This window comes from Pseudonocardia petroleophila, from assembly GCF_014235185.1.
Taxonomy (GTDB): Bacteria; Actinomycetota; Actinomycetes; order Mycobacteriales; family Pseudonocardiaceae; genus Pseudonocardia; species Pseudonocardia petroleophila.
In genome coordinates, this window is the sequence record NZ_CP060131.1 from 5,615,812 (window position 1) to 5,628,018 (window position 12,207).

Genomic DNA, 12,207 nt, shown 5'->3' on the forward strand with positions numbered 1-12,207 from the left:
CCTCGGCCGTGTCGGAGAGATGGGTCGACGACGCCCGGGCCGACCGAGGCGACCGGCCCCGCCCACGACCCGCGCCGACCCGAGCCGAGCCGAGCCGAGCCGAGCAGTCGACGCGCCTGAGATCGCAGCCGAGGCGACCGGCCCCGCCCCACGACCTGCACCGGGCCGAGCAGAACGGTCGGCAACCGCGATCGCGGCCGAGGCGTCGAGCCCCGCCCCCGTCGCCCGCCCGACGTCGCCGACGCGCGTGGCCGACGCACGGCCGGGCGGGCCCCACGGCCACCGACCCGGCCCCACCCCTCGATCCACCTGCTCACGGCCGACCGCGCACCCGGGACCCCGACCCCGACCCGATCAGCGGTCCACGCGGGCTCCCCACGTCAGACCGCGGCCGCCTCCAACGCGGCGGACCGCCGCACCTCGGCCCGCCCCAGGAGCAGCACGACCACCGCCCCGACGACGCACAGCGCGATCCCCACGAGGACGGCGACGTTCCAGCCCGCCACCAGTCCCGCGGCCCCGGCGTCGGGGCGCACGGCCAGCGCCGTCACCACGGTCACGCCGAACGCCGCCCCGATGTAGCGGCTGGCGTTGTTGATGCCGCTGCCCGCGCCGGCGCTGGTCGGGGGGACGCTGGCGACGGCCTCGCGGGCGAGCGTGGCGTTGAGCAGCCCGGTGCCGACGCCCGCGACCGCCATCCCCGCGACGAGCTGCCCGACCGGGGCGTCGGTGGTGAGCGCGGCCAGCGGGGCGAGACCGACCGCGATCGTCAGCATGCCGACCGCGAGGCGGAGCGCACCGGAGAACCGCAGCGGGATCCGGCGGGCGAGCAGCGAGCACCCGGCGCTGACCCCGGACCACGCCAGCACGAGCACCGACGCCACCACCGCGGAGTACGCCATCCCGCTCTCCAGCACGGTCGCCACGAACGACATCAGCGCGATGATCGACGCCCCCGTGACGAACGCGGCGAACGTGGCCGAGACCAGCGCGGGCCGGCGGAACAGGCCCAGCTCCAGCATGGGCTCGCGCACCCGCCGCTGGTGGACGACGAACAGCGCCAGCACGACCGTCCCGCCGACGAGGAGCCCGATCGCGAGCGGGCCCGTCCAGCCGCGCCTGCCCTCGGTCAGCCCGGCCAGCAGCAGCCCGGTGCCGACGGCGAGGAGCAGCGCGCCCGGGACGTCGACCCGGCGGCCGCGACCGGACCGCGACTCGGTCAGCAGCCGCTGCCCGGTGACCGCCAGCACGACCCCGAGCACCGTGAGGGTCACGTACGCCCAGCGCCAGCCGACCACGGCGTCGAGGACCGAGCCGAGCAGCGGGCCGACCGCCGGACCCGCCCCCATGCACGCGCCCCAGATGCCGGTGGCGCGGGCGCGCTCCGGCCCGGGGAAGGCGTGGCTGATCAGCGCGAGCCCGCAGGCGATCACCGCAGCCGCCCCGACGCCCTGCAGCACCCGCCCGACGACGAACGTCCACGGCCCGGGCGCCGCGGCGGCGGCGACCGAGCCCGCGGCGAGCAGGACCGCCCCGGCGACGAACACCCGCCGCCTGCCCACCTCGTCGCCGATCGCTCCGGAGGTGAGCAGCGCGATCGCCAGCCCGAGGCTCATCGAGCTGAGCACCCAGGACGTGGCGACCGGGCCGGCGCCCAGGTCGCGGGTGACCGCCGGGACGATCGACAGCGGCGCGGTGAACGCCGTCATCGCGAGCAGGGTGCCGCCCGCCGCGACGGCGAGGGTGCCGCCCGCCGTCGACGCCGTGCTGGTGGCCGTGCGGTCCATGCGGGTCCCCCGTTCTCGGATGCCGGACCGTAGCACGAATCGGTTCGGTCATTGAACCGATGTGCGAGGATGGGCACATGGTGCTTCCCCGCGACTACCACGGCCAGCGGTGCTCGATGGCGCGCGCGCTCGAGGTGGTCGGCGAGCGCTGGTCGCTGCTCGTGGTGCGCGACGCCTTCTTCGGGGTGCGGCGGTTCAGCGACTTCTCCCGCCACCTCGGCATCCCGCGCGCGGTGCTCACCGACCGGCTCGACCGCCTGGTCACCGAGGGCGTCCTGGAGCGCGTCCCCGGGCCGGGACAGCGCTCGGAGTACGCGCTGACCGCGAAGGGCATCGCGCTGTGGCCGGTGCTGCGCGCGCTCACCGAGTGGGGCGACGACCACTACGCGCCCGCCGGTCCCCGCCGCGTCTTCACCCACGCCGGCTGCGGCGGCGACGTCGGCGTGGACGGCACCTGCGCGCGGTGCGGCGACGCCGTCCCGGTCGGGGCGACGGTCACGGCGCCGGGCCCGGGCTGGGAGCCGCCCGGTCCGGGGGCCGACGCGGTGAGCCACGCGCTGGGCCGCCCGCACCCCCTCCTGGCCCCGCTGCCGTAGCCGGGTCGCCGGCGTCCTAGCAGGCGTCCCTGGCCAGCCTCGCCGCCCCGACGACCGCGGCGTCCTCGCCGAGCTGCGCGGTGCGGATGCGGGCCAGGGGGCGGCGGCCGGCGCCGGTGAGCCGGGCGGCGTAGTGCTCGCGGGCGTCGTCGAGGAACAGCGGGGCCGACGCCGACACCCCGCCGCCGATGACCACCAGCTCGGGGTCGAACACGTCGGCGACCAGCGCGAGCCCCTCCCCCAGCCAGCGGGCGAGGTCGGCGACCGCCGCGGTCGCGAGCGGGTCGCCGTCGCGGGCGGCCGCGGCGACCCGGCGGCCGGTGACCCGGCCCGGGTCGTCGACGACGAGGCGGCGCAGCGCGGGCGAGAGCCCCGGTTCGCGGGCGATCATCTCGACGGCGGTGGTGGCGAGCGCGGTGCCGCTGCAGTAGCGCTCCCAGCAGCCCGACTTGCCGCACGCGCACGGCCGGCCGCCGGGGACGACCCGCAGGTGCCCGAGCTCGGGCGCGACGCCGTGCGCTCCGCGGAACAGCACGCCGTCGATCAGCAGGGCGGCGCCGATCCCGGTGCCCAGCGCGACGAACACCGTCGTCGACGCCCCCGCGGCCGCCCCGAAGTGCCGCTCGGCCAGCGCGGCGGCGTTGGCGTCGTGCTCCACGACGATCGGCAGCCCGGTGCGCGCGGCGATCCGGTCGGCGACCGGGGCGTCGCGCCAGGACAGGTGCGGGGCGAACCGCACCCCGCGCAGGTCGGGGGTGATGAACCCGGCCAGCGCCAGCCCGGCGGCCCCGATCGGGTGCCGTGCGGCGAGCTCGCCGATCACCCGCGCGACGGTGGCCTCCAGCGCCGCCTCCCCCCGCGGGGTGGGTGCGTGCGCGGTGTCGAGGAGGGCCCCGTCGGCGTCGACGACTCCCGCGCGCACGCTCGTCCCGCCGACGTCCACCCCGACCGTCAGCCCGCTCCGGCTCAGCACGCAGCGGCCTCGCGCACCACGGGGATGTGCTGCACCCGCCGCGTGGGCGCGGGCGCCGGCTCCGGGGCGCCGCCGCCGGGGGCCGGCATCCCGTTGCCCTCGCGCAGCGCGGTCTGCAGCGCGTCGAGGAACCCGGCGGCCTGCTCGGCCAGGCGCACCGCGAGCTCGGGGCGCTCCCCGCGGAGCAGCCCGATCACCGCGCAGACCGGGCACACCGAGCACGGCGACGGCGGCGCCCCGTCCTCCGCCGCCGGGGCGATCCGGTCCAGCAGCAGCACCGCGACGGCGCGCAGCTCGGCCCCGAGCCCGGCGTGCGGCCCGCAGCCGGTCATCGGGTCCACACCGACGGGTCGGGGGTGAACACGACGCACAGGTCGTCGCCGACCAGCCGCGCCCCGGTCACCTCGCAGCGGCGCAGCACCGACGGCAGCGCGACCATCCGCCGTGTGCCGCCCGCGGTGACGGCGAGGTCGTCGCCGACGCGGGCGAGGTCGAGCGGGCCGTCGGCGGCTCCCGGCAGAGCCAGCACCAGCTCGAACTCCGAGTCCTTCGACGTGCCGGTGCCGGCCGTGCGCCGCACCTCCAGCAGGGGCGGGGCCTGGTCGCCGGGCGCGGCGGGGTCGTCGTCGCCGTAGAGCCCGCGGGCGATCTCGCGCAGCGCGGGGACGCCGGTCGGCTCGGCGGAGGTGTGGTCGGCGGTGCGCAGCGGCACCCCGATCGCGTCGAGGTCGGCGAGCACGGCCTGCTGCTCGGTGTGCCGCTCGCGCAGCCAGCGGGCGGCGGGGCCGCGCAGCGAGGGCGGCGGGCCGGGCACCAGCCGGTTGACCACGCAGTCGTCGACGCGCAGGCCGTGCAGGGCGAGCGCGGTGAGCGTGCGGCGGGTCTCCGCGGCCACGACGCGCTCCGGCGTCAGCACGAGCCGGATCGACGTGCGGGTGTGGTCGCCGAGCATCGCCCGCAGACCGCCGAGGTCCTCGGCCAGCGCGTCGAGGGCGACGATCGTGGACTCCCACGCCGACGCGGCCTCCCTGCCCCCCGACGCCATGCCCGCCAGCATCCCCCGGACCGCCCGGCGGTGCGCGGGGAACAGCCGCTCGACGTACCCGGACAGCGCCTCGGGCAGCCCGAGCAGCCGCAGCGTCTCCGCGGTGGGCCCGCAGTCGACGACGACGACGTCCCACGGCCCGTCCTCGGCGAGGCGGCGGACCTCGCCGAGCGCGAGGAGGTCCTCGACGCCGGGCAGCACCGTCAGCTCGTCGGCGACCAGCTCGTCGACCCCGGCCCCGGACAGGATGGTGCGGAGGTGGCCCTGCAGCTGCGACCAGGAGCGGTCCAGCAGCGCGTGGGTGTCGACGTGGGCGGCGTGCAGGCCGGGCTCGAGCTCGACGGGGTCGCCGCCCAGGTCGGCCTCCAGCGCGTCACCGAGGGAGTGGGCCGGGTCGGTGGAGACGACGAGCGCGGAGCGGCCGGCCCCGGCGAGATGGGCGGCCGTCGCCGCGGCGAGGGTGGTCTTGCCGACGCCACCCTTGCCGGTGAACAGGACGACGCGCACGGGGCGCAGGGTATCCGTCGCTCAGTTCGCGCTCTCGACCCGCCGCTTCAGGCCCTTCAGCGCGGTGTCGATGATCACCTTCTCGGCCTTGCGGCGGAGCATGCCGATCATCGGGATGTTGAGGTCGACGGCGAGCGAGTAGGTGACCGTCGTGGTGCCCTTCGCCTCGGTGAGGGCGTAGGAGCCGTCCTGGGCCTTCTGCATCTGGCCCTTGACCAGCGTCCAGGTGACGGCGCGGTCGTCGGGGGCCCAGGTGTAGTCGAGCGTGTAGGAGTCCTTGATCGGACCGGCGTCCATCGTGAACTTCACGCGCGCGGGGCGCCCGCCCGCGCCGGGCTCCAGCACCTCGACGCTCTTCACCTGCTCGGCCCACTCCGGGTAGGCCTCGAAGTCGGCGATCACCGCCATCACCTGCTCCGCGGGGGCGGCGATGTCGATCGAGGAGGTGGTCGCGTTGGCCATGCGGGCAGGTTACCGGCCGGTTTCCGGTGCCGTGTCACCAGCGCAGCACGTACGGCACCCCGGTGCGGCGGAAGTGCCCCACGTTGACGCACTCGGTCCGCCCGACCCGCGCACGCGCCGCCAGCGGCTGGTGCACGTGGCCGAACAGCGACGCCCGCGCCCCGTCGCGCACGCACACGTCGAGCAGCGCGGCCGACGACGACTCGGCGCGCCGCGAGACCACGTCGTAGGCGAGGTCGGGGACCGCGGGCGGGACGTGGCTGCACAGCACGTCGACCGGGCCGATCCGGGCCACGGCGGCGTCGAACTCCTCGGCGCGCAGCATGTTCGCCTTCCACGGCCCGCCGCGGCGCGGGGCGACGCCCGGCGGCAGCGGGGCCCCGCCGACGAACCCGAACCGCAGCCCGCCCAGCGTCACGACCCGGCCGTCGGCGGCCACGACGCCGTCGCGGACGAACTCGGGCCACAGGTCCGGCTGATCGACGTTGCCGGGGATCGCCCAGGTCGGGACCGTCATCGCGGCGAACAGCTCCGCGTACTGCTCGCGCACGGCGTCGGCGACGACCGCGGGCGGGTCGTCCACCGCCGACCAGGCGGCGCGCGCGAACTCCATCAGCTCGCCGGGGCGGCCGTTGGTGCGGATCTCGCCGAACCGGCGGCTGACGTCGGGCCCGAGCACGCGGCCGAGGATGCCGCGCTGCGGGTTCTGGTAGTCGACGAAGTCGACCAGGTCCCCGAGCACCAGCAGGGCGTCGGCCCCGTCGCCCGCACGGGCCAGCGCCTCGGCGTTGCCGTGGACGTCGCAGACCACGTGCACGCGCATGGTCCCGATCCTAGGTGGGCGGCTCGCCCGGGGCCCGCCCCGCCTCCAGCCGGTCCTTGCACGCGAACGCGACCGCCTTCGCCGCGCGCTGGCGGCGCCGGGCCTCCGCCGCCCCGCGCCGGGGCGGGGCGGGGGCCGGGCGCCCGTCGGGACCGGGCGGGTCGGCGCGCAGGAAGTAGTGCAGCACCGTGCCGTCGAGGACGGGTTCGAGCCAGACCTCCATGCTGCCGACGAGCGCGCCGGTCACCGTCCACCGGAAGCCCTGCACCCCGCGGTCGGTGTCGACGGCGAGGCTGAGGTCGGGCCACCAGCGCGCCCAGTGCGCGGGCGCGGCGAACTCCGCGGCCACCACCTCGGGGGGCACCGCCAGGAACGTCTCGTCCACCACGTCGACCGAGGGCACGTCAGCAGACTGCCGGACCGGGCGAATCGGACAGCCGTCACCCCTCCCCCTACCGCTTACCGCGCGGTAGGTTACTGCGAGCTATCAGCCGAGGAGGTCCGGTCCAGTGCGCGAGTACAGCGTTCCCGCCACCACCACCGTGGGTGACGAGGAGAACCTCGTCGACGCGGTCTACGACAACGAGGCCGCCCACGGCGGTGACGTGCTCTACCGCCGGCGCGGGGCGGACCAGCAGTGGACCGACGTCACCGCGGCGGAGTTCGCCGGGCAGGTCACGGCCGTCGCGCGCGGGCTGATCGCCTCCGGGGTCGCCGTCGGCGACCGGGTCGCGCTGCTGTCCCGCACCCGCTACGAGTGGACGCTGCTCGACTTCGCGGTCCTCGCGGTCGGCGGCGTCACCGTGCCGATCTACGAGACCTCGTCGGCCGAGCAGATCAGCTGGATCCTCGAGGACTCCGGCGCGGTCGGGATCGTCGTCGAGTCGCCCAAGCACGAGGCGCTCGTCGCCGGGGTCGCCACCGACGGCCTGAAGGTCTGGCAGATCGACTCCGGCGCCGTGGAGTCGCTGACCGCCGCGGGCGCCGACGTCCCGGCGGAGGAGGTGCAGGCGCGCCGCAGGGCCGTGGGCGCCGACGACCTCGCCACCCTGATCTACACCTCCGGCACCACCGGCCGCCCCAAGGGCTGCGAGCTGACCCACCGCAACCTGATCACCGAGGTGCGCGAGGTCACCGGGGTGTTCCCCGAGCTGTTCACCGCGGGCGGCTCGGTGCTGCTGTTCCTGCCGCTCGCGCACGTGTTCGGCAAGGCGATCCAGTGCGGTGCGCTGATCACGCGCACCATCGTCGGCCACACCCCCGACGTCACGCAGCTGCTGCCCGACCTCGCCTCGTTCAAGCCGACGTTCCTGCTCGCCGTGCCGCGCGTGTTCGAGAAGGTCTACAACGGCGCGCGCCAGCGGGCCCACAACGACGGCAAGGGCAGGATCTTCGACGCGGCCGCCGACACCGCCATCGCCTGGTCGAAGGCCCAGGACACCGGCGGCGCCGGCCTCGCGCTGCGCGCCAAGCACGCGCTGTTCGACAAGCTGGTCTACGGCAAGCTCCGGGCGGCCGTCGGCGGCGAGGTCGTCGCGGCCGTCTCCGGCTCCGCCCCGCTCGGTGCGCGGCTGGGCCACTTCTTCCGCGGGGTCGGGCTGCCCGTCCTGGAGGGCTACGGGCTCACCGAGACCTCCGCGGGCATCACGCTGAACACGCTCGCGGCGCAGCGCGTCGGCAGCGTCGGGCGCCCGGTGCCCGGGCACGCGGTCCGGATCGGCGAGGACGGCGAGATCCTGCTGTCGGGGCCGATCGTGTTCCGCGGGTACTGGCGCAACGAGACCGCGACCGCCGAGGCGATCGAGGACGGCTGGTTCCACAGCGGCGACATCGGCGAGCTCGACGACGCCGGCTTCCTCACGATCACCGGCCGCAAGAAGGAGATCATCGTGACGGCGGGCGGCAAGAACGTCGCCCCCGCCGTGCTCGAGGACCGCCTGCGCGCGCACCCGCTGGTCAGCCAGTGCATGGTCGTCGGCGACGCGCAGCCGTTCATCGGCGCGCTCGTCACCATCGACCCGGAGGCGCTGCCCGGCTGGCGCGAGCGCCACGGCAAGCCCGCCGCCGAGGGGGCCGCCGACCTCGTCGACGACGCCGACCTGCGCGCCGAGATCTCCGCCGCCGTCGACGAGGCGAACAAGGCCGTGTCGCGGGCCGAGCAGATCCGCGAGTTCCGGATCCTGCCCGTCGACTTCACCGAGGCGGGCGGGGAGATGACCCCGACGCTGAAGGTGAAGCGCCAGGTCGTCGCGAAGACCTTCGCCGACGACATCGCGGCCATCTACTCGGGCACCTCCGCGCGGTAGGCCGCTCGGCCCTGGCCGGTGGCCCGCCGCCGTGCCAGGGTCGACCCCGTGACCAGTCCCCCCGGGATCGCCGGCGTCTTCGACCTCGCCGCCGACACCTACGACGACGTCGGCGTGCCCTGGTTCCGGCCGATCGCGGCGGGGCTGGTCGAGGAGCTGGCGGTCGCGCCGGGCGAGCGGGTGCTCGACATCGGCTGCGGCCGGGGCGCCGCCCTCTTCCCGCTGGCCGAGGCCGCAGGTCCGGGTGGCCGCGTCCTCGGCATCGACCTCGCTCCGCGGATGGTAGAGCGCACCACGGCCGACGCACGGCACCTGCCGCAGGTGGAGGTCCGGGTCGCCGACGCCGTCGCCCCCGGTCTCCCCGCGGCGTCGTTCGACGTCGTCGCGTCGGCGCTGGTGCTGTTCTTCCTACCCGACCCGGGGGCCGCGGTCCGCGCCTGGGCCGAGCTGCTGGTCGACGGCGGCCGCACCGGCGTCACGACGTTCGGACCGCAGGACCCCCGGTGGCGGGCCGTCGACGAGGTCTTCGACCCCTACCTCCCGCCCGCGATGCTCGACGCCCGCACCAGCGGCCGCCGCGGCCCGTTCGCCTCCGACGAGGGCGTCGAGGCGCTGCTGCGCGACGCGGGGCTGCGCGAGGTCCGCACCGCGCACCGGACGGTCGAGGCCGTGTTCCGCGACACCGACCAGCTGCTGGCCTTCACCTGGTCGCACGGCCAGCGGGCGATGTGGGAGGCCGTGCCCGCCGACGAGCACGCCGCCGTGGCCCGGCGCGTCGCCGAGACCGCCCGCCACCACGGCGACGGCACGGGCCGGCTGGTCCTCACCCAGCAGGTCCGGCACACCCTCGGCCGCCGCTGACGTCCAGCAGCTCCCGCAGGGTCGCCACGCGCGACGGCCAGGCCCAGTCCCGGACCATCCGGGCCCGCCCGGCCTCCCCCATCGCCGCGGCGCGGCGCGGGTCGGCGAGCAGGGCCGTCACGGCGTCCGCGACGGCGTCGACCCGCCGCCCGTCGACGACGTGGCCGGTCACGCCCGGCTCGACGGTCTCCGGCGCGCCGCCGGAGTCGCCCGCCACCACCGGCAGCCCCGACGCCGCGGCCTCCAGCAGCGCGATCCCGAGCCCCTCGACGTCGAGGCCGCCGCGGCGGGTGCGGCAGGGCAGGGCGAAGACGTCGGCGACGGCGTGGTGCGCGGCCAGCTCGTCGTCGGGGACCTCGCCGGTGAGCACGACGTGCCCGGCCGTCCCGTGCGCGGCGGCGAGCCGGCGCAGGTGGTCGGCGTCCGGACCGCCGCCGACGAGCAGCAGCCGGGCGCCGGGCACGCGCTCCCGGACCCGCGGCCAGGCCCGGACCAGCACGTCCTGGCCCTTGCGCCGCACCAGCCGCGACACGCACGCCACCACCGGGGCGTCCCCGAGCCGGTGGCGCCGCCGCAGCCGGGCCCGGGCGGCGGGGTCGGGGGCGAACCGGGCGGTATCGATGCCCGAGGGCAGCGGCACCAGCGCGGCACCGGGGCCGAACGCGGCGGCGGTGCGGTCGCGGGTCCAGCGCGAGATCGTGGTCAGCGCGTCGGCGTCGGCCCCGATCCGGCCCAGCGCCTGCCGGGCCCCGGGCAGCAGCCGCCAGCCCGCCTCGTGCCCGTGCGTGCTCGCGACCACCCGCTCCACCCCCGCGCGGCGGCGCAGCCAGGGGCCCAGCAGCGCGAGCGGGGCGGCCGCGCCGAACCAGACGGTGCGGGCGTCGTACTGGCGGGCCAGCGCGGCGGCCCGGTGCGCGACGGCGGGGACGGGCAGCATCAGCGACGTCGGGTGGCGGTGCACCGGGTGCGGGAACGCGGCGTCGAACGCGGCTGCCCCCGGCCAGGCGGGCGCGTACACCACCAGCTCACCCGGGGGCAGCCGCCGCGCCAGCTCGTGCAGGTAGGTCTGGATGCCCCCGGTGCGCGGCGGGAAGTCGTTCGTCACCAGCAGGGTGCGGGGCACCCGCCCAGGCTAGATCGGCGGGGCGGAGAGCCCGGGCGGCGGCCGGTGGATCCGGCCGCCGCCCGTACCCGGGGAGCGGACGTGGCTCAGACGCGGCGGGCGCCGCTGAACGCGCTGCTGGACACGGTGGCGTACTTGACGACGTCGCCGGACTGCGGAGCGTTGATCATCTTTCCGTCGCCGGCGTAGATGCCGACGTGGCTGACGGGGCTGTAGTAGAAGACGAGGTCGCCGGGCCGCATGTCGTCCCAGGCCACCGCCTGGCCCACCCGGGCCTGCTGCGACGACGAGCGCGGCAGCGTGACGCCGGCCTCGGAGAAGGCCCACGAGGTGAGGCCGGAGCAGTCGAAGCTGCCCGGGCCCTCCGCCCCCCACTGGTAGGGCTTGCCGAGCTGGGTGATCGCGGCGCGCAGGGCGACGACACCGGCCCCGCTGCCGGTGACCGGCCCGCTGGGCCCGTCGACGGACGGGCCGAGCCGGTCGGCGCGCTGCTGCGGGCTGAGCCGCTCCAGGAGGCGCTCGGCCTCCTCGATGCGCATCTCGGCGTCGCGCTTGCGGGCGGCGACGTCCTGCTCCGCGGCCGCGGCGGCGTCGGCGGCCGACTGCGCCCGCGCGGTGGCGGCGTCGGCCTCGGCCTGGGCCGCCTCCGTCTGCCGCACGACGGCGATCAGCTGCTCCAGCGCCGTCCGCTGGTCGGTGGCCAGCAGCTCCAGCACCGACATCTGGTCGAGGAAGTCCTCGGGCGACCCGCTGGCGAGCAGGGCGTTGAACTGGTCGAGGTTGCCGCCCTCGAAGGTGGACATCGTCAGCGCGTCGACCTGCAGGCGGTACTCCTCCTCGCCGGCGCGGGCGGCGTCGGCGGCCTGCCGGGCGGGCTCGACGGCCGCGCGCATCCGGTCGAGCTCCTCCTGCCGCGCGGTGAGCTCGTCCTTCGCGGCGTGCCACTCCTCGGTCAGCGCCTCGGCCTCGCGCTGGACCTGCTCGAGCGCGGCGGCGGCGTCCTCGGCGTTGTCGGGAGGGGCGGGCTGTGCGGAGGCGACCGGGGCGAGGCCGAGCACGAGGGCCAGCACGCCGGCCACCAGCAACGTCAGCACCGCCGACACTCCGTGCCGGGTACCGCCGGGTGACACCACGCGGACGCGTCTCCTTCGTCTCCACCGTCACTCTCGATCGAACTCGCCGATCGACGTTTCTCCTATGGAGTAACGACGCTCGTCGATCGGAGTAACGACGGTGACCATGCGTTGCCATCCGCGTTCGAATGGCTGACGGACCGCACGGCCTCGGCGAGGTTACGGAGGCGTCCGGGGGGCGTCCAGCACGGGGCTCACCCGGCGCGCCGCGCGCGACGCGCCCACGGACGGCCGCACCGACCTGGGCGAACCGTTCGATAACGGTGTGATGTCACCCCACGTCACGGGACGCTCCCCCGGTGTCGCCGGACCCGGGCATCCGCCGACGCGGGGCGGCCACCAGCCGCAATCTCGGTACCAGGCCTTGATCGGCGAGCACATCGAGGGCGCGCCGCTCCGGTGCGTCGAGCTGCACCGTGGACGCGCCGGGCGGTCCGTCGGCCGCGGGCGCCGCGTCGTGGGGGCGCCGCGCCGGCACGCCGGGCACCCCGAGCAGCACCCCGATCACGCAGTCGCCGCAGGCGTTCCCGCGGACCTCGCAGCTGTCACAGTCGACGATCATGTGGCTCCCTCCCGGACGTGGCTCGTGCT

Annotated in this window: 13 protein-coding genes; 3 read left to right on the top strand and 10 right to left on the bottom strand. The window is 76.6% G+C overall.

Annotation, left to right across the window (positions count from 1 at the left end):
* Positions 1-380: 380 nt before the first annotated feature.
* Positions 381-1,787, bottom strand: coding sequence for an MFS transporter (locus H6H00_RS27630; RefSeq protein ID WP_185718577.1), 1,407 nt, complete (start codon positions 1,785-1,787; stop codon positions 381-383).
* 77 nt (positions 1,788-1,864) lie between these two features.
* On the opposite strand from H6H00_RS27630, the gene H6H00_RS27635 reads away from it, so the two are divergent.
* The gene (locus tag H6H00_RS27635) at positions 1,865-2,383 is read left to right on the top strand and encodes a winged helix-turn-helix transcriptional regulator (RefSeq protein ID WP_185718578.1); all 519 of its coding nucleotides are present in this window, start codon (positions 1,865-1,867) and stop codon (positions 2,381-2,383) included.
* 16 nt (positions 2,384-2,399) lie between these two features.
* Here the strand turns inward: H6H00_RS27635 and H6H00_RS27640 are convergent, their stop codons facing one another.
* Genes H6H00_RS27640 through H6H00_RS27665 form a run of 6 tightly spaced genes read right to left on the bottom strand, consistent with a single transcriptional unit; the run spans position 2,400 to position 6,596 of the window.
* A complete protein-coding gene (locus tag H6H00_RS27640) occupies positions 2,400-3,326 on the bottom strand; it encodes an ROK family protein (protein WP_185722820.1) in 927 nt (308 codons plus the stop codon).
* A gap of 23 nt (positions 3,327-3,349) precedes the next feature.
* A complete protein-coding gene (locus H6H00_RS27645) occupies positions 3,350-3,688 on the bottom strand; it encodes a hypothetical protein (protein ID WP_185718579.1) in 339 nt (112 codons plus the stop codon).
* Positions 3,685-4,908 (bottom strand): ArsA family ATPase, encoded by a 1,224-nt coding sequence (locus tag H6H00_RS27650; RefSeq protein ID WP_185718580.1) that lies wholly within the window; start codon positions 4,906-4,908, stop codon positions 3,685-3,687. Before H6H00_RS27650 ends, H6H00_RS27645 begins: the two co-directional genes overlap by 4 nt.
* 21 nt (positions 4,909-4,929) lie before the next feature.
* Positions 4,930-5,370: an SRPBCC family protein gene (locus H6H00_RS27655; protein WP_185718581.1), complete on the bottom strand. Its 441-nt coding sequence runs from the start codon at positions 5,368-5,370 to the stop codon at positions 4,930-4,932.
* Between the two features lie 34 nt (positions 5,371-5,404).
* The gene (locus H6H00_RS27660) at positions 5,405-6,193 is read right to left on the bottom strand and encodes a metallophosphoesterase family protein (RefSeq protein WP_185718582.1); all 789 of its coding nucleotides are present in this window, start codon (positions 6,191-6,193) and stop codon (positions 5,405-5,407) included.
* A gap of 10 nt (positions 6,194-6,203) precedes the next feature.
* The gene (locus H6H00_RS27665; protein ID WP_185718583.1) at positions 6,204-6,596 is read right to left on the bottom strand and encodes a polyketide cyclase / dehydrase and lipid transport; all 393 of its coding nucleotides are present in this window, start codon (positions 6,594-6,596) and stop codon (positions 6,204-6,206) included.
* Between the two features lie 106 nt (positions 6,597-6,702).
* Between H6H00_RS27665 and H6H00_RS27670 the strand changes: the two genes are divergently transcribed.
* Together H6H00_RS27670 and H6H00_RS27675 are read left to right on the top strand one after the other, a co-directional pair.
* A complete protein-coding gene (locus tag H6H00_RS27670) occupies positions 6,703-8,499 on the top strand; it encodes an AMP-dependent synthetase/ligase (protein WP_185718584.1) in 1,797 nt (598 codons plus the stop codon).
* Positions 8,500-8,547: 48 nt separating this feature from the next.
* Positions 8,548-9,360 (top strand): class I SAM-dependent methyltransferase, encoded by an 813-nt coding sequence (locus H6H00_RS27675; RefSeq protein WP_185718585.1) that lies wholly within the window; start codon positions 8,548-8,550, stop codon positions 9,358-9,360.
* Here H6H00_RS27675 and H6H00_RS27680 read toward each other — a convergent pair.
* The 3 genes from H6H00_RS27680 to H6H00_RS27690 form a co-directional block, all read right to left on the bottom strand.
* Positions 9,323-10,483, bottom strand: coding sequence for a glycosyltransferase family 4 protein (locus H6H00_RS27680; protein WP_185718586.1), 1,161 nt, complete (start codon positions 10,481-10,483; stop codon positions 9,323-9,325). The two genes, H6H00_RS27675 and H6H00_RS27680, sit on opposite strands and share 38 nt — an antisense overlap.
* An 86-nt stretch (positions 10,484-10,569) precedes the next feature.
* A complete protein-coding gene (locus tag H6H00_RS27685; RefSeq protein WP_185718587.1) occupies positions 10,570-11,577 on the bottom strand; it encodes an NlpC/P60 family protein in 1,008 nt (335 codons plus the stop codon).
* 310 nt (positions 11,578-11,887) lie between these two features.
* Complete coding sequence (locus tag H6H00_RS27690) at positions 11,888-12,178, bottom strand: hypothetical protein (protein WP_185718588.1); 291 nt, start codon at positions 12,176-12,178, stop codon at positions 11,888-11,890.
* Positions 12,179-12,207 lie beyond the last annotated feature (29 nt).